General features: G+C 71.7%; 13 protein-coding genes. 9 read left to right on the forward strand and 4 right to left on the reverse strand.

Annotated features, from left to right (window positions below):
• The first annotated feature begins 114 nt into the window (after positions 1-114).
• Positions 115-705, forward strand: a complete 591-nt coding sequence (locus C8250_RS38065; protein WP_138355654.1) for a hypothetical protein — start codon at positions 115-117, stop codon at positions 703-705.
• A 21-nt stretch (positions 706-726) separates the two neighbouring features.
• Here the strand turns inward: C8250_RS38065 and C8250_RS38070 are convergent, their stop codons facing one another.
• Positions 727-1,017 carry an aldo/keto reductase gene (locus C8250_RS38070; RefSeq protein ID WP_244809635.1) on the reverse strand — a complete coding sequence of 97 codons (291 nt, stop codon included), beginning with the start codon at positions 1,015-1,017 and terminating at the stop codon, positions 727-729.
• A 274-nt stretch (positions 1,018-1,291) separates the two neighbouring features.
• Here C8250_RS38070 and C8250_RS38075 point away from each other — a divergent pair, with 274 nt between their 5' ends.
• Entirely contained in the window at positions 1,292-1,489 is a 198-nt protein-coding gene (locus C8250_RS38075) for a hypothetical protein (RefSeq protein ID WP_138355655.1), read from the forward strand.
• Positions 1,490-1,662: 173 nt separating this feature from the next.
• Here the strand turns inward: C8250_RS38075 and C8250_RS38080 are convergent, their stop codons facing one another.
• Complete coding sequence (locus C8250_RS38080) at positions 1,663-2,070, reverse strand: hypothetical protein (RefSeq protein ID WP_244809636.1); 408 nt, start codon at positions 2,068-2,070, stop codon at positions 1,663-1,665.
• A 341-nt stretch (positions 2,071-2,411) separates the two neighbouring features.
• Between C8250_RS38080 and C8250_RS38085 the strand changes: the two genes are divergently transcribed.
• From C8250_RS38085 to C8250_RS38105, 5 genes are all read left to right on the forward strand, one after another.
• Complete coding sequence (locus tag C8250_RS38085; protein ID WP_138355656.1) at positions 2,412-3,263, forward strand: fumarylacetoacetate hydrolase family protein; 852 nt, start codon at positions 2,412-2,414, stop codon at positions 3,261-3,263.
• A gap of 11 nt (positions 3,264-3,274) precedes the next feature.
• Entirely contained in the window at positions 3,275-4,612 is a 1,338-nt protein-coding gene (locus C8250_RS38090) for an enolase C-terminal domain-like protein (RefSeq protein ID WP_138355657.1), read from the forward strand.
• A 100-nt stretch (positions 4,613-4,712) separates the two neighbouring features.
• Positions 4,713-5,024, forward strand: coding sequence for an L-rhamnose mutarotase (locus C8250_RS38095; RefSeq protein ID WP_138355658.1), 312 nt, complete (start codon positions 4,713-4,715; stop codon positions 5,022-5,024).
• Positions 5,025-5,029: 5 nt separating this feature from the next.
• Positions 5,030-5,872 (forward strand): amidohydrolase family protein, encoded by an 843-nt coding sequence (locus C8250_RS38100; protein WP_138355659.1) that lies wholly within the window; start codon positions 5,030-5,032, stop codon positions 5,870-5,872.
• A gap of 132 nt (positions 5,873-6,004) precedes the next feature.
• Positions 6,005-6,658: an ABATE domain-containing protein gene (locus tag C8250_RS38105; protein ID WP_138355660.1), complete on the forward strand. Its 654-nt coding sequence runs from the start codon at positions 6,005-6,007 to the stop codon at positions 6,656-6,658.
• A 60-nt stretch (positions 6,659-6,718) separates the two neighbouring features.
• Here C8250_RS38105 and C8250_RS38110 read toward each other — a convergent pair whose 3' ends face one another.
• Positions 6,719-7,813 (reverse strand): IPT/TIG domain-containing protein, encoded by a 1,095-nt coding sequence (locus C8250_RS38110; protein ID WP_244809637.1) that lies wholly within the window; start codon positions 7,811-7,813, stop codon positions 6,719-6,721.
• A 336-nt stretch (positions 7,814-8,149) separates the two neighbouring features.
• Between C8250_RS38110 and C8250_RS38115 the strand changes: the two genes are divergently transcribed.
• Both C8250_RS38115 and C8250_RS38120 read left to right on the forward strand, forming a co-directional pair.
• Complete coding sequence (locus tag C8250_RS38115; protein WP_138355662.1) at positions 8,150-11,482, forward strand: right-handed parallel beta-helix repeat-containing protein; 3,333 nt, start codon at positions 8,150-8,152, stop codon at positions 11,480-11,482.
• A complete protein-coding gene (locus tag C8250_RS38120; RefSeq protein ID WP_138355663.1) occupies positions 11,479-12,735 on the forward strand; it encodes a S8 family serine peptidase in 1,257 nt (418 codons plus the stop codon). Before C8250_RS38115 ends, C8250_RS38120 begins: the two co-directional genes overlap by 4 nt.
• Before the next feature lie 55 nt (positions 12,736-12,790).
• Here C8250_RS38120 and eccCa read toward each other — a convergent pair whose 3' ends face one another.
• Complete coding sequence (eccCa, locus tag C8250_RS38125) at positions 12,791-16,777, reverse strand: type VII secretion protein EccCa (protein ID WP_198357533.1); 3,987 nt, start codon at positions 16,775-16,777, stop codon at positions 12,791-12,793.
• Positions 16,778-17,101: the final 324 nt, after the last annotated feature.

Raw genomic sequence — 17,101 nt, forward strand, 5'->3', positions numbered from 1 at the left:
GGGCCGGTGCCGATTCCGTAGACTCCGGTTTCGGAACGGGGCCGCCGTAGCGGCCGCCGCACAGCCGCTGGGCGGGACGACGTACGCCTGAGTCCATGAATGCGAGGCAGACCGATGACCGCCGATCAGCACCCGTACCCCCTCATTCCCGGCACCACGGGTTCGGAGACCGCCGATTCCGTCGACGAGGCGCACGCCGTCCGGTCGTCGGTCCGCCGGGACGCGCGGGGCATGGTGCATCACGAGGCCGAGGAAGCGCTGGAGAAGGCCCGGTCCGAGGAGGACGGTGGCGAACACGGTCGGGATGGCGAGGACGGCGAGGACGGTCCCATCAGCCCGGCGGTCGAGGAGTGGGAGCGCATCGTCGATCTGCTCACCACGCACGCCGGCCCCTACGACCCGGACTCCGATCCGTTCGTGCAGGGCGAACTCACCGCGCACGCCAACCGGGCAGCGGCCCGGCGGACCGAAGGCAACGGCAACACCAACGGCACCGACGGCACGGACACCGGCGAAGCCGGCGCCGATGACGCCAGGGACACCCTGTTGCGCGCGCTGGCCCGTACCGGGGTACGGGACGGAGCCGGCAGCGAGAACGAGTCCGTGGTGTCCCGGATCGTCCAGGCCGACCCGGCCGCCGCGCTCGCCGTGAGCCGCTGGCTCGACGCCGCCTTCGCCTCCGGCCGCGCCCGGACCGAGGACTGAGGACCGGCCTTCTCCAGGGACCTAGCGCCGGCCGAGCAGAGCCATGTCCGCCTCGTCGAGTACGAGGGCGCCCGCCGCCATGTTCTCCGCCAGGTGGGAGAGCGAGCCGGTGCCGGGGATCTGAACGATCGAGGGCGAACGGGCCAGGCCCCAGGCGATGGCCACTGGGATCGCGGTCGCACGGTGCCGCTGCGCGACCTTGTGCAGGTTCTCGTCGGAGAGCGGGCTGTGACCGCCGCCGAGCGCGAAGAACGGCATGAAGGTGAAGAACGGTATGAAGGTGCAGGAACCGGCGCGCGAAGCGTGGGGCACGGCAGTGGAATCCCGGGGCCGAGCAGTGCGGGAGGGCCGCGGGGTTGGCTGCCGGGCCGGGCGGTCCGGCAAGGGCCGTCCAGTTGGTACCACAGTGTTGTGCGCCGGCGTGGGCAACGCCGTGTGGATGAGGCGGGAAACCGTATGGGGCTCCGGAGCCGGCAGGCGGCTCCGGAGCCCCACGCACGTTTCCCCGAGCCGTGGCCGGTTGTCCGTCCGCCCGGGACCGGGCGCCGGGGTCCGGTGCGGAGCTCAGGGGGAGGAGACTGCACCAATGACAGTTCAACGCCGCCCGCTGGGCACCGGACCGCTCCCCGACACCGATCCGGACGAGGGGCGGGCCCAACGGGCGATGACGCCCGCCGAACGCGCGGCCGCGGAAGCGGCGAGAGCGGCGGTGGAGGAGCAGCTTCCGGCGGAACCGGCGTCCGTGAGGCGCCCACTGGGCGACGGCTCGCAGCCGGACGCCTGATCCCGGGCCGCCGCCCTCGAAACCCCTGACGCATCGGCCGGCCGTCAGGGGCCGGGCGGCGTGGCGGCCTGGAGTCGTCCGCGTAGGGACTGTTCTCGCGCGGGCTCCGCGGATCACCGGGCTCCGGATCACCGGGCCCCGGACCGCCCGAGCCCCGGATCACCTGGTTCCGGTCATCCGGGTTCCGGATCACCCTCCGCGCCGTCGCCGTGCTGCTCGTACCAGCGCCGGATCCGTTCCATCTTCCAGATCACCGCCCGGTCGATCTCCTCCGCGCTCAGCCCCGTGGCGGCCGACAGGGTGTCAGGACCGATGAGGTCCTCGGGGCGGCCCTGCAGCGCGCGGCTGATCTTTCCCGCCCACAACTCCTCGGCCACGAACGGGCGCCTCCGGTACTCGTCCCGCAGTGCGGTCAGGTGCTCGGGCGAGCAGACGACGATCAGCCGCTTCCCGTCCTTGCCCGGATCCCGGGCATGCACCGCCGAGGAGTCCGGCACCAGATCGAGGCGGCCCTGCGCACCGATGCGCTGGCCGCAGAGGTCGCAGATGTCCGGGAACGGTGCGGGCTCGTCCGATGCCATACCCAAGGGCTACCCCGAAGTAGCGCGCCGATAGCGGCCCACCCGCCGGCGTGGGGTGGTCACGGGGGCGCTCGTCGCGGGCCGGGCTCCCAGCGCCCACGCGGCCCGGAATCCCCACTCTAGAGACATGGGATGTCTCAGTCCAGCCCACCCCTGCCTCGATGGAGACAACCGCGCTTCCTTTTGTTCAAGATGGCATCGCACAAGCGATATTGGCCACTTGCCTTGGGGTTCGAGGGCGACGTAGAGTCCGAGCGAAAGTCGAGACATCGGATGTCTTCCAGGCTCCGGTTCTCCACTGCCCGCGCTCCACACCCCGGCCGATCAGAGAGAAAAGCTCCGTGAAACTGCTGCGCTTCGGCGCCTCCGGCCATGAGCGGCCGGGCGTCCTCACCGACGAAGGTGCGGTGCTCGACCTGTCGGCGCTCACCTCCGACATCGACGGGGCGTTCCTCGCCTCCGGCGGTCCTGACCGGGTCCGGACCGCGCTCGCCGCGGGCACCCTGCCCGTCGTGGACGTCACGGGGCTGCGGGTGGGTGCCCCCGTCGCGCGCCCCGGCAAGGTGGTCTGCGTCGGCCTCAACTACCGCGGTCACGCCGAGGAGACCGGCGCGGCCATCCCGCCGCGACCCGTGGTCTTCATGAAGGATCCGGGCACGGTGGTCGGGCCGTACGACGAGGTACTGATCCCGCGCGGATCGTCGAAGACCGACTGGGAGGTCGAGCTCGCGGTCGTCATCGGCAGCCGGGCCCGCTATCTGGAATCGCCGCTGCACGCTCTCGACGCCGTCGGCGGATACGCGGTCAGCAACGACGTCTCGGAGCGCGAGTTCCAGCTGGAGTTCTCCCCGCAGTGGGACCTCGGCAAGTCCTGCGAGACGTTCAATCCGCTGGGCCCCTGGCTGGTGACGCCGGACGAGGCCGGCGACCCGCAGAAGCTCGGCCTGCGGCTGTCGGTCAACGGCACGCAGCGGCAGAACAGCGCGACCGGCGACATGATCTTCGACGTGGCGTATCTCGTCTGGTACCTGAGTCAGTACATGGTCCTGGAGCCCGGCGACGTCATCAACACCGGCACTCCGGCGGGGGTCGCCCTCGGCCTGCCGGGGACCCCGTACCTGCGCCCCGGCGACACCGTGGAACTCGCCATCGACGGTCTCGGCGCGCAGCGTCAGACGTTCGCCCAAGCGTGAGAGGCCCGTTCATGACGCCGACCACCGCCCGGATCACCGCGGTCGACACGTACGACATCCGGTTCCCCACCTCGCGTGAGCTGGACGGCTCGGACGCGATGAACCCGGATCCCGACTACTCCGCCGCGTACCTGATCCTGCGCACCGACGCCGGTGACGGGCTGGAGGGCCACGGGTTCACCTTCACCATCGGGCGGGGCAACGACGTGCAGGTCGCCGCGATCGACGCGTTGCGCGGGCACATCGTCGGCCGGCCCCTCGACGCCCTGTGCGCCGACCCGGGATCATTGAACCGCGACCTGATCGGGGACAGCCAACTGCGCTGGCTCGGCCCGGAGAAGGGCGTCATGCATATGGCGATCGGTGCCGTCGTCAACGCGGTGTGGGACCTCGCCGCGAAGCGCGCGGACAAGCCGCTGTGGAAGCTGCTGTCCGACGCCGACCCAGAGTGGCTCGTCTCCCAGGTCGACTTCCGCTACATCGCCGATGTCCTCACCCGTGAGGAGGCGCTCGGCCTGCTGCGCCGGGCCGCGCCGGACCGGGCCGCGCGTGAGGCGGACCTGCTGCGACGCGGCTACCCCGGATACACCACCTCGCCCGGCTGGCTCGGCTACTCCGACGAGAAGCTGACGCGGCTCGCGCGGCAGGCCGTCGCCGACGGTTTCAGCCAGATCAAGCTGAAGGTCGGCGCCAACCTCGGTGACGACATCCGGCGGCTGCGGGCCGCCCGTGCCGCCGTCGGTCCCGACTTCCGGATCGCCATCGACGCGAACCAGCGGTGGAACGTGGGCGAGGCCATCGAGTGGACGAAGGCGCTGACCGAGTTCGACCCGTACTGGGTCGAGGAGCCCACCAGCCCCGACGACATCCTCGGCCACGCGGCGGTGCGCGGCGCGGTGGCGCCGGTCAAGGTCGCCACCGGGGAGCACGTCCAGAACCGCATCGTCTTCAAGCAGCTGCTGCAGGCGGAGGCGATCGACATCCTGCAGATCGACGCTGCCCGGGTCGGCGGCGTCAACGAGAATCTCGCGATCCTGCTGCTCGCGGCGAAGTTCGGGATCCCGGTGTGCCCGCACGCCGGCGGAGTCGGACTCTGCGAGTTGGTGCAGCACCTGTCGATGTTCGACTACGTCGCGCTGTCCGGTACGACCGAGGACCGGGTCATCGAGTACGTCGACCATCTGCACGGGCACTTCGAGAACCCGGTCGTCATGCGGCGCGGGCACTATGCCGCGCCGCTGGCACCCGGATTCTCCGCCGAGATGCTTGCCACGTCGATCGAGGAGTACACCTATCCGGACGGCACCTTCTGGGCCGCCGATCTCGTCGGCCGGGAGACCGCGGCATGAGTGACCTTTCCGTCGGGAACAGACACAGCCGGGAAGAGACACGGAACGGGCCCCAGCAGGATCAGGCCTGACCACGAACAGGCACGGAGGGAGACCCGCCATGAGAGTCGCGCTGCACACGAAGGTCCGCGAGGACCGCATCGAGGAGTACGAGGCCGCGCACCGGCAGGTGCCGGAGGAACTGGTCACCGCGATCCGCGCGGCCGGTGCCACCTCATGGACGATCTGGCGCAGTGGCACCGACCTCTTCCATGTCCTGGAGGTCGAGGACTACGCGGCGATGATCGCCGAACTGGCCAAGCTCCCGGTCAACGTTGCCTGGCAGGCCCGGATGGGTGAGCTGACGGAGATCGCGCACGACTACTCGGCGGGCGGCTCCGACGCGTCGCTGCCCGTGGTGTGGGAGCTGTGACCCGGATGCGCATCGTCGATTCCCATCACCATCTGTGGGACCTGGCGGTCCGCGACCAGGACTGGATCACGGGTGACGCGCTGGCCCCGCTGCGCCGGAACTTCGCCCTGGCGGACCTGGAGCCCGAGGCGCGTGCCGCCGGAGTCGAAGCGACCGTCGTGGTCCAGACGGTCACCGTCCCGGAGGAGACGCCGGAACTGCTGGCTCTCGTGAACGGCGACAACCTGGTCGCCGGTGTGGTGGGCTGGGCCGACCTGACCCACCCGGGCATCGCCGACACCCTCGCCGCCCTGCGGGAACTGCCGGGAGGCGACCGGCTCGTCGGCATCCGGCACCAGGTGCAGAGCGAGCCGGATCCGCGGTGGCTGCTGCGCCGGGACGTGCTGCGCGGGCTGGCGGCCGTCGCCGCGGCGGAACTCGTCTACGAGCTGGTGATCCTTCCGCACCAGCTGCCCGCCGCGTACACGGCCGCCGAGCTGCGGCCCGAGCTCACCTTCGTCCTCGACCATCTCGGCAAGCCGCCGATCGCGAGCGACGAACTCCGACCCTGGGCCGATACCGTGCGCCAGCTGGCCACGCTGCCCAACACCGTCTGCAAACTCTCCGGGATGATCACCGAGGCCGACTGGGACACCTGGACGACCGCCGGTCTCGCACCGTACGCGGACACGGTGCTCGACGCGTTCGGCCCGGACCGGCTGATGTTCGGATCGGACTGGCCGGTCTGCCGGCTGGCCGGCTCGTACGCCCAGGTCGTCGCCACCGCACGGGAGCTGACCGGCTCCCTCGGCCCGGCCGAGCGCGAGGCGGTCTTCTCCGGCACCGCCACCCGCGTCTACGGCCTGTGACGGAAGCGGACCAGGAGTGGGCCGGGAGCGGGACCAGAATCGGGACCAGGAGTGGACCCGCAACCGGCCACCCGCCCTTCCAAATGGCTGATGGCTTGGAAAACCATTAGGAAGAGGTTTACAGTCGGGACCATGGACACCTCGGATCCGCAGCCCGGCGCGCCGCTGCTCGGTGAGCCGCTGCCGGTCGAGCTGATGAACACCGTCTGGGCCGACCGGGACGGTCTCCATGACGCGCTGGCCGACACCGACGACCTGGCGCGATGGCTGCGAGCCGTGGCCCCGCGCTTCGAGCCCGCGCTCGCCCTGGACGAACCGGCCGCGGCTTCCGGGCCGTCGCTGCCGGCGCCGCTCCTGGACCGGTATCAGCAGCTGCGTGACGCGCTGCGGCGGCTGGCGGCCGTCGTCACCGAGGACCCCCGCCCGGCGGCGGCCTCGGCGGCTCCCGATCTCGCGGCGGCGGTGGAGGCGGTCAACCAGGCCTGCGCCTACGCGCCCGAGTGGTCGCGGCTGGTGTGGCCCGAAGGGGGAACGCCGTCCCTCGCCACAGCCAGTGCGCCGTCACACGCCACCGCGGCGGCCGCAGCCCTGTCGCGGATCGCGGAACAGGCCGTCCAACTGTTCGCCGGACCGGACCGGGGAGCGCTGCGGGCCTGCCGGGCTCCCGGCTGCGTGCTGTATTTCGTGCGGGCCCACCCCCGCCGGGAATGGTGCTCGGCGAACTGCGGAAACCGCGCCCGCGTCGCACGCCACTACCAACGGCACCACGCCGATTCCCCCGCGTAGTTCGGTCGGGGCACGACCCGGCCGGCTGAACGGTCGGCCGGCCGGGTCGTGCGTCACTGATCAGGAGCAGCTGATGATCAGCGAGGTGATGACGGTGCAGGTGCGGGTGGCGCTGTTGTTGGCGGAGTTCAGGTCGACCGGCGCACTGGCGGTGCGGGTCGCGGTGACGCTGTAGGGCAGGTTGAGCGACAACAGGCCCACGGGGACGGTGAAGTGGCGCGTGGTGGCGGCGCCGGAGGCCAGCGTTCCCACGGTGCAGTTGATGTGGCCCGCGCTGACACCGCAGTCACTGGAGGTGGCGGTCATCGGCGTGGGCAGAGCCGCGGTGACCGCTGCGGAGGTCAGTGCGGAGGGACCGTGGTTGGTGACGGTCAGCGTGTAGTTGATCTTCCCGCCGAGCAGTCCCGGCGCGGGGCCGGCCACCAGGGCGACACTCACATCGGCGGCGGCGTAGGTGAAGTGGTCGGCGGCACTGACGGCACTGGTGCCGGCCGCCGTGGTGACCCGCACATCCACCGTGCCGACCGTGCCCGCCGGAGCGACCGCGGTGCAGGAGGTCGGCGAGCAGGTGACGGCGGCGGCGTTGTGCCCGGCACCGAAGGTGACCGCGGTGGCGTCGGACAGGGCCGTACCGGTGATGGTGACGGTGGTGCCGCCCGCGGGCGGGCCCGTGTTGGGGCTGACCCCGGTCACGACGGGCGGCGGAACGGGCGCGACGGTCGTACCGATCGCCACGCCGATCGGGTTGCGGCCGACCGCGGTGGTGGTGGCGACCGCGGCGGTCGCGGTGTCGATGACGGAGGCGGTGTTGGAGCCGAGGTTGGCGACGTACACATGGGCGCTGTTCGGGGTGACCGCCACGGCGGTCGGGCTGGAGCCCACCGGTGTGGTGGCGACGACGGAGTCGGTGGCGGTGGTGTCGATGACCGACACGGTGTTGGAACTGACGTTGGGTAGGTAGACATGCGCACCGTCCGGTGCCGCCGCCACGCCCTGGGGGCCGAAGCCGACGGGAATGGTGGCGGTGACGGTGTTGGTGGCGGTGTCGACCGCCGACACCGTGTTGTCGCTGGCGTTGGCGACGTAGGCGGTCGTGGCACCCGCCGGGACCGCGTGGGCCGGGGCGGCAACCGCCGTGAGGCCGGTGAGGCCCAAGGCGGCCGACGCGGCCAGTGCGGTGAACCTCTGACGCCTTCCGGGATGCGGATTTCTGGCGAGACCCTGGCACTGCCTGGCGAATTACGGACCGTGTCCACCCGCGCGGGTGGGCGCGCCCGGGACCCGGTTCGGTGCTCGGTTCGTGGCGGCCGGGACGATAGGCTGATCAACGCCACATGCCGCACTTCCGGCGTACGGTCGCGGCCGGGGGGCCGTCCGACCGGCCGGGACGGCAGGGGGAAACCTGCGACCGATGGACGGTCTCTACGCCAACTACATGCACCGGCCTGCCCTCGCACTGCCTCCGGGCACGAGGGCCGGGGAGGATCCAACGTGTCACGCCAGGTACACACCGTCGGTCCGGACCGGCCGGATGCCTTCCGCACCATCGGTGAGGCCCTGGAACGGGCCCGGTCCGGAGCCGTACTGCGGATCCTCCCGGGCAAGTACGAGGAACGGCTCACCATCACCTGCTCGGTGACCCTGCTCGCCGCCGAGGGTCCCGGCACGGTGGAGATCGCCCCCCGGCACGGAACCGCCCTCACTCTCCTCACCGACGCCGTCCAGCTGACCGACCTCGGACTGCGCGGCTACGATGCCGAGCTGCCGGTCGCCGACACACCGCGCGGCCAGCTCGCCATGGACGGCTGCGACATCACCGGCTCCGCCTGGACCGCGATCCTCAGCCGTGCGAGCGGCTCGCTGGCACTGCGCGACTGCCGGATCTCCAACTCGACCGGTGCTGCCGTGGTGATCACCTCTGGCGCGGAGAGCTACCTCGAAGCCTGCGTCATGGAGAACCTGGGCACCTCCGGTGTGGTGATCGCCGAACGCGGCAGCGCGACGGTACGCCGCTGTGTCCTCCGCGACGCCCGGGGGAACGGCATACTCGCCAACGGCGAGGCGCAGGGCGTCGTGGAGGACTGCCGGATCTCGGGAACCGAGAAACCCGCGGTGGCGCTCGAGGGCGAGAGCGCCCTGCGGGTCGTCAGGACCGAGGTGCACGACGCGGTGGTCGGCGTCTACATCACCTCCGGCGGCCGCAGCGTCCTGGAGGACGTGTCGGTCACCGGAACCACCGGCCACGGCTTCGTCCTCACCGCCGGCACCGCACCGCACCTCACGCGCTGCCGGAGCGAACGCACCCGCGGCCACGGCCTGCTGGTGACGGACCGGGCCCGTGGCACGTTCGAGGAGTGTGTGTTCCACACCGCCGAGGGCGCGGCGATCCGGGTCGCGGGACCGTCCTCGCCGGTGTTCACCGGGATCCGGGTACAGAACAGTGCCGCGGTCGGCGTGCTCCTGGAAGAGGAGTCGGCCGCGGAGTTCGACGGACTCGACGTCGAGGGAGCCGGGGAAGCGGCCGTCCGCGTCCGGTCCGGCGCCGCTCCGGTGCTGCGCCGCGTACGGATATCCGACGGCGCGGGACCCGGGGTCGAGGTCACGGCCGGCGGCCGCGGCCGGCTGGAGGACAGCAGCATCGACCGGACCGGCGGAGCGGCGATCCGGGTGGAGGCGCAGGGCACCCTCAGCGTGGCCGGCACCGTGGTGCGCGCGCCGGAGGGTTTCGGGGTGTCGGTGGGGTCGTCCGGCACGGTCACGCTGCGCGACTGCGATGTCGAGGGCGCCGTGGCCGGGGGCGTCCTGGTGGAGGACGGGGGAGAGGTCGCGGCGACCCGCGTCCGGGTGGAGAGGTCCGGAACCCACGGAGTGCTGGTCGCGGCTGGCGGCCGCGCCTCGTTCACCGCATGCGAGGTGTCGACGAGCGACGGTGACGGGATCAGGGTGCAGAGCACCGGGCCGGTGACGATCACCGCCTGCTCCGTACGGGAGAACCGGGACAGCGGACTGCGGCAGACGGTGGCCGGCGAACGGCTGGTCGTGGCGGAACTCGACAGTTCGGGCAACGGAGTTCCCGACATCTGGGGCACCCCCGAGGCCGCGCGGGAGGCGGGCGGTGGCCGGCTGCCCGCCGGGACGGCACCCGCGCCGGTCCCCGGGCGCGCGACCGAGGGTCCGATCGGCGAACTGGAGGCGCTGATCGGCCTGGCCGGCGTCAAGCAGCAGGTGCTGACACTGATCAATCTGAACCGGCTCGCGCAGCGCCGGGCGAGCCTGGGTCTGCCGCTGCCGCCCATGAGCCGTCATCTGGTGTTCGCGGGACCGCCCGGCACGGGCAAGACCACGGTCGCCCGGTTGTACGGCAGCATCCTGGCGCAGCTGGGCGTTCTGCGCTCCGGTCATCTGGTGGAGGTGTCGCGGGCGGATCTGGTGGCGCAGGTCATCGGCGGCACCGCGATCAAGACCACTGAGGCGTTCACCCGGGCGCTGGGCGGTGTGCTGTTCATCGACGAGGCGTACACCCTGCTCTCGGACGGGAAGGGTTCGGGCGCCGACTTCGGCCAGGAGGCGATCGACAGCCTGGTCAAACTCATGGAGGACCACCGCGACGACGTTGTGGTGGTGGCCGCGGGCTACGGCCCCGACATGGAGTCGTTCCTGGCGTCCAACCCGGGACTCGCCTCGCGGTTCACCCGCAGTATCGAGTTCGTCGACTACACGACCGACGAACTGGTCACCATCGTCGACAGCATGTGCACCGCGCACCGCTACGAACTGGACCCGTCCGCCCGTGAGGCGCTCGTGGTGTGTTTCGACCGGATCCCGCGGGACGCGCTGTTCGGCAACGGCCGGACCGCGCGCAAGACCTTCGAGGAGATGGTCGACCGGCAGGCGTTCCGGCTCGCGGAACTGCCGGACGCCAACGAGCGCGACCTGACGCTCCTGGTGGCCGAGGACGTCGGGGTCTCCACGGAGGACGACACCGCCGGAACCGCCGGGCCCGGACCGCTGGACAGGCTCCAGGCGATGGTGGGTCTGGCCGCGGTCAAGCGCGAAGTGACGGACCTGGTCAATCTGCTGGCGACGACGAAGCGCCGGACCGAGGCCGGGCTGCCGGGTCCCCGGATCAGCAACCATCTGGTGTTCGCCGGGCCGCCCGGCACCGGCAAGACCACGACCGCCCGGCTCTACGGGGAGCTGCTGGCCTCGCTCGGGGTACTGCCGCAGGGCCAGTTGATCGAGGTGTCCCGGGCGGACCTGGTCGGCCGCTACATCGGGCACACCGCGCAGCTGACCCGGGAGGCGTTCGACCGGGCGCGCGGCGGTGTCCTGTTCATCGACGAGGCCTACGCGCTCACCCCGGAAGCGGGGAGCGGCTCGGACTTCGGGCAGGAAGCGGTGGAGACCCTGCTGAAGCTGATGGAGGACCACCGGGACGAGGTGGTGGTGATCGCGGCCGGCTACACCGAGGAGATGGACCGCTTCCTGGCGTCCAACCCCGGTCTGGCGTCGCGGTTCACCCGGCATGTGGAGTTCGAGAACTACACGTCGGAGGAACTGGTCACCATCGTCCGCGACCACGCGCTGGCCAACGGGTACGAGTGCGCTCCGGGAACCGCGGCCGTGCTGACCGAACTCTTCGACGCGGCGCCCAGGGGCAGATCGTTCGGCAACGCCCGGCTGGCGCGGCAGACGGTCGAGGCGATGATGACCCGTCAGGCGGGCCGGGTGGCCGCGCTGGCGGAGCCCGATGTCGAGGATCTGCGCATGCTGCTGGTGAAGGACATTCCGCCGGCCGGTGCCCGGCACGGAGTCGGCGGATGAGTACGAACGGCGGCCGGACGGAACCGGCCAACCGGCGCGACCCCGAGGAACACTGCGTGAATGCCACCGTCCCCGCCCGTCCGCGCCCCTTCGCGCAGCGCCGCTGGCCGGCCGCGGCCGCCGGTGCGGTCCTGCTGACCGTCGCCGCCGTACCGTCCGTGGCGTCCGCGGACGGGATCGACCTCCCGCCCGTCCCGACGGCGGTGGACCGGGACAAGCCGTGCACAGCTGCCTCGTCGACGGTGGCCCGCGCGGTTCCCTGGGCGCAGCAGAGCCTCGATCTCACCCATGTGTGGAAGCTCGGCCAAGGCGCTGGAGTGACGGTCGCGGTGGTCGGCACCGGTGTGTCCGGCACCGCGCCCACCCTCACCGGACAGGTGTCCGCGCTGGGGGACGCCGGTACGGACTGCGTCGGCCACGGTACGTTCCTGGCCGGTCTGATCGCCGCGCGGCCGAGCGCGGGCCAGGGATTCTCCGGGATCGCGCCGCGCTCCCGGATCCTCGCGGTGCGCGGTACGGGTGATCGCGGGGAGCCGGACGCCGGCCGGCTGGCCGCCGGTATCACCTCGGCCGCCGACGCGGGCGCCAAGGTCATCGTGGTCGGAACGGCGCTGTCGAAGGAGACCCCGGCACTGCGGGCCGCCGTGCGGCACGCGGTGGACAAGGACGCCCTGGTGGTGGCCCCCGCCGCGCCGGAGACCTCGTCACCGGACGCCGCACCGGCCCCGGCGTATCCGGCGGCGCTGCCCGGGGTCCTCTCGGTGGTCGACACGGGCCCGGAGGGCGTCAGGCCGCAGAATGCGCCGGTGCCGGAGCGGGCCGATCTGTCGGCGCCGGGCGACGGAATGGTGAGCGTGGGACCGCGCGGCGGCGGCCATTGGACGGCGTCCGGCAGCGCGGAAGCGGCAGCCGTGGTGGGCGGGGCGGCGGCGCTGGTCCGTTCGTACCACCCGGAGCTGACCGGGGCCGGGGTACGGGACCGGCTGCTGGCGACGGCGTACCCCGGAGCGCAGCCCGCGCTGGATGTGTACGCCGCGGTCTCGGCGGTGCAGCCGCCGAGCGCGCGCCCCGAGCGAGCGGTCGGGCCGCGCACGGTAGCGGTGCCTGCCGCGGTCGTGGGCGGCGGTGCGCGGCACACCGCGCTGCTCGTCGCGGGCGGTGCGGCCGGTGTACTGGTGCTTTCCGTGGTGCTGATGACCGTGGTTCCCCGGGGCCGTGCCCGCCGCTGGCGGCCGGGTACCTTCGGAGCCTGAGCACATACACCGGGACGCCCGGCCGCCGGAGCGGCGGCCGGGCGTCCCGGGATTCCTACGGTGCGGTCGCCGGCTCCTGCGGAGCGTCCGGGAGCGCCAGTTGGACCATCGTCGTCCTGCGGCGGGCGATCCGCAGCGCCCGGCCCGGCGGCAGGGTGCGCGGCTTGACGTTGCCGAACAGATATCCCTCGGCGGCCGGGCAGGACATCAGCAGGGCGGGTGTGTTGACCTCCTGCATGCGGCGCAGCAGGGCGTCGTTGAGGCCGCGGCCCGCGCCGGCCGCCGAGCGGGCGACGATCACATGCAGTCCGACCTCGAAGCCGAGCGGCAGATGCTCCAGGATCGCGTCGAACGGGCTGCGCATGGCGGTGGAACCGATCATGTCGTAGTCGTCGACCAGGACGAAGATACGAGGCCCGGTCCACCAGTCGCGCAACCGCATCCGGGCGGGGGTGATGTCCTCGCCGGGCAGCCGGGTGGTCATCGCCCGGCCGGTGCCGTCGATGAGGTCACGCAGCGGGTCGGCGGAGACCGCGTGTCCCAGCCGGTACTCCTCGGGAACGGCGTCGATCAGACCGCGGCGGTAGTCGACCACCAGCACCTTGGCCTCGGCCGGGGTGTAGCGGTCGGTGATCGCCTTGGCGACCAGCCGCAGGACGGACGTCTTGCCGCTCTCGTTGTCGCCGACCACGATCAGGTGCGGGTTGTCCGCGAAGTCGTGCCACACGGGGGCGAGCAGATCCTCGTCCACCCCGATGGCCATCCGCAGATCGCCGTCGGGTGCGGGCATTTCGGTGGCGCTGAGTGAGGTCGGCAGCATCCGGACCCGCGGGGCCGGCGGGGCATCCCAGCTCTCGGCGACCGCCTCGACGAACGCGGCCACGCCCTCGGAGAGGTCCTCGGGATCCTCGATACCGTCGATGCGCGGAAGCGCACCGAGGAAGTGGAGCTTGTCGGGCGTCAGCCCCCGGCCGGGTACCCGCGGAACCGCGGCGGCCTTGCGGATGTCGATGCCGGACTCCATGGGGTCGCCCATCCGCAGTTCGAGGCGGGTACCCGTCTGGTCGCGGACGGCGGGGGAGAGTTCGGCCCAGCGGGCGGTGGTGATCACCACGTGCACGCCGTAGTTGAGGCCACGGCCGATGACCCCGTTGACCACGGAGACCAGGTCGTTGAAGTCGTTGCGCAACGTGGACCAGCCGTCGATCACCAGGAAGACATCGCCGAACGGCTCCTCGGGGAACTCCCCGGCCGCGCGCCGCCGGCGGTAGGTGGCCATCGAGTCGATCCCGCGCTCGGCGAAGAACAGCTCGCGCTGGTTCAGCAGTGAGGTGACCTCCGAGACGGTGCGGCCGATCCGCTCGGTGTCCATCCGGCCCGCGACGCCGCCGATGTGCGGCAGGCCGGTGAGCCCCGCTAGGGTGCCGCCGCCGAAGTCCAGGCAGTAGAACTGCACTTCGCGCGGACTATGGGTGAGGGCGAGAGCCGAGATCAGGGTGCGCAGCAGGGTGCTCTTGCCGCTCTGCGGACCGCCCGCGATACCGACATGGCCGCCGGCTCCCGACAGGTCCACGGTGAACAGTTCGCGCTGCTGCTCGAAGGGCTTGTCGACGATGCCGACAGGGACCACCAACCGGGCCCGTACCTGGGGATCGGAGACGGTCAGTCCGTGTGCGGCGTCGGGCTCCAGCGGCGGAAGCACCTGGTCGAGGGTGGGTGGCAGACCCAGCGGCGGCAGCCACACCTGGTGGGCCGCCGGTCCGGCGTCGGCGAGCCGCTCCAGTGCGACGGAGAGCAGCGTCTCCCCGTTGTCGGGTTCCGGTCCGACGGGATCCGGGTCCGGGTCGGGCGTCGAGGGAAGATCGCGGGGGACCGTCCAGGAGGTGGTCCAGGGCACGATCTGGCCGGCGACCCGTGACGGTGGAATGGCACCGGCCCTGCTGCCGCGGTGCGGTCCTGACACGTAGGCGGCCCGGAAGCGGGTGAGGGCTTCGACTCCGCTCTTGAGGTAGCCGCTGCCGGGCTGCGGCGGCAGGTGATAGGCGTCGGGGACGCCCAGAACGCCGCGGCTCTCCATCGCGGAGAAGGTGCGCAGTCCGATCCGGTAGGACAGATGGCTCTCGAGTTGGTGCATGCGCCCCTCGTCCAGGCGCTGGGAGGCGAGCAGCAGGTGTACGCCGAGGCTGCGCCCGAGCCGTCCGATCATGACGAACAGTTCGATGAACTCCCGGTGTGCGGCGAGCAGTTCGCTGAACTCGTCGACGACGACGAACAGCGAGGGAAGCGGGGCGAGCGGTGTCCCGGCGGCGCGGGCCTTCTCGTACTCCAGAACCGAGGTGTAGTTCCCGGCCTTGCGGAGCAGCTCCTGCCGACGCATCAGTTCACCGTGCAGGGCGTCCTGCATACGGCCGACCAGCGCGCTCTCGTCCGCGAGGTTGGTGATGACCGCTGAGGTGTGCGGCAGGCTGTCGAGTCCGAGGAAGGTGGCGCCGCCCTTGAAGTCGACCAGGACGAAGTTGAGTGTCTCCGAGGAGTGGGTGAGGGCCAGGCCCAGCACCAGCGTGCGCAGCAGTTCGCTCTTGCCGGAGCCGGTGGCGCCGATGAGCATGCCGTGCGGTCCCATGCCGCCGAGCGCCGACTCCTTGATGTCCAGCTCCACCGCGGTGCCGTCCTCGCCGATCGCGATGGGCACCTTGAGCCGGTCGGGACCCTCGGCGCGGCGCTGCCACAAGGTGGCCGGTACGTGCCGCCGCAGATCGGGGATGCCGAGCAGGGCGGTGAGTTCGGTGTCCGCGGCCATCGGCTCGCCGGCATCGGTGTTGATGCCCACGCGGTACGGGGAGATCAGGGCGGCGAGGCCACGGGCGCCGACCGGTCCCAGCGCGTCGGGGCGGCCCAGGTCGGTGGTCTGTTCCTTGCGTTCGCGGTCCGTGCGGACCAGCCCCACCGTCCCGTCGTCCACCTGGAGCCGCAGGGTGGTGCGGCCGGGCTTCCAGGACAGTTCGCCGGACAGGTCGATGACCACGGTGTTGCGGTAGCCGGGGCCGTCCGCACGGTGCCCGCCGGGAACCTTGCCGCCGTCGACGATCAGGACGGTGTACGGCTCCTCCCTGCCGGGCATGGCCTCCGGGTCGAAGGGCGATCTGGCGGTGAAGTCCGCGCCGAGCCGGTCCTCCAACTCGCCGAGGGTGGCACCCACCAACCGGGCGGGGCCCGCGCCGTCCTGCTCGCCCGGGTGCTGGGTGTGCGGCAGCCACTTCACCCAGTCCCACTCGGCGCGCCGTTCGTCACTGACGCACAGCGCGATCCACAGATCCTCGGGCGAGTGGAAGACGGCGAGTTGGGCGAGCATCGCGCGGACCAGGGCCCGGCTCTGCGCCTCGTCACCGCGCAGCAGTACCCGTGACCAGGCCCGCAGATACAGCGCGATGGGCTGGTCGGGCACGGTGCCGTAGGCCCGGATGAAGCTGCGCAGTGCGTGCGCGGACAGCGGTTCCAGGTCCTCGACCGGCTTGGTGGACATCGGTGCCAGCCGGACGGACAACCGCTGGTCGCCGACCGCGACCCGGATCTCGGCGAAGTCCTCGTCGGTGGGCCGGCGCTCCCAGAGCCGGGTGGTGCGGACCAGGGCCCACAGTCCGGCCGGCTCGGGATGGCGCCAGGCCAGGGCGAGTTGCTGTTCACCGATGGTGCGCCGGACCCGGCGCCGGGTCTGGGCCAGGTACCGCAGGTAGTCGCGGCGCTCGCCGCGCAGCCGGCGCTTGCGGTCTCCGGAGGTGCGCACCAACTGGCCGACGACCATGGCGACGGAGGAGAGCAGCATCAGGCCGATCGCCATGTAGCTCATGACGGTGGCCTCGCCGGGGCGGACGAACATCAGCAGCATCGCGACCGAAGTGAGTCCCATCGGCAGGTACATCCACATCGCCGAGGAGTTCGGCTGGGCCTCCGGGAGCGTCGGCGGCTCCTGCAGACTCAGCTCGCCCTGGGGCATGTCGGGACCCCGGCGCCGGGCAGGCCGCCGGAACAGAACCGTGCTCAAAGGGGAAGACTCCTACGGATCGGGGCTCTGTCCTGCCAAGGCGCTCACGCGCGGGGCGAAGCCATCTGCGTACTGGTTTCGCACGACGATCGATCGTCCAGGGATCTCCGCGTCACGGGTTTTCCCATGGCGTGGCGGCGGACTGCGAACGACGGGCTGGTCTGGCTGAGCCGATCCGGGGAACCCCTTCCCGATCACGGCTCAGGGAGACCGTACGTCAGGAGTGCGCCCGATGGCGAGCTAGGGTCTCGAATCACCGCTCTGTCATGATGCTGTCCGATCGTCAGGTGATCGTGAGGCAACGCCACAGCGGTAACGTGCCTC

The organism is Streptomyces sp. So13.3 (assembly GCF_005860785.2).
GTDB classification, from domain to species: domain Bacteria; phylum Actinomycetota; class Actinomycetes; order Streptomycetales; family Streptomycetaceae; genus Actinacidiphila; species Actinacidiphila fildesensis.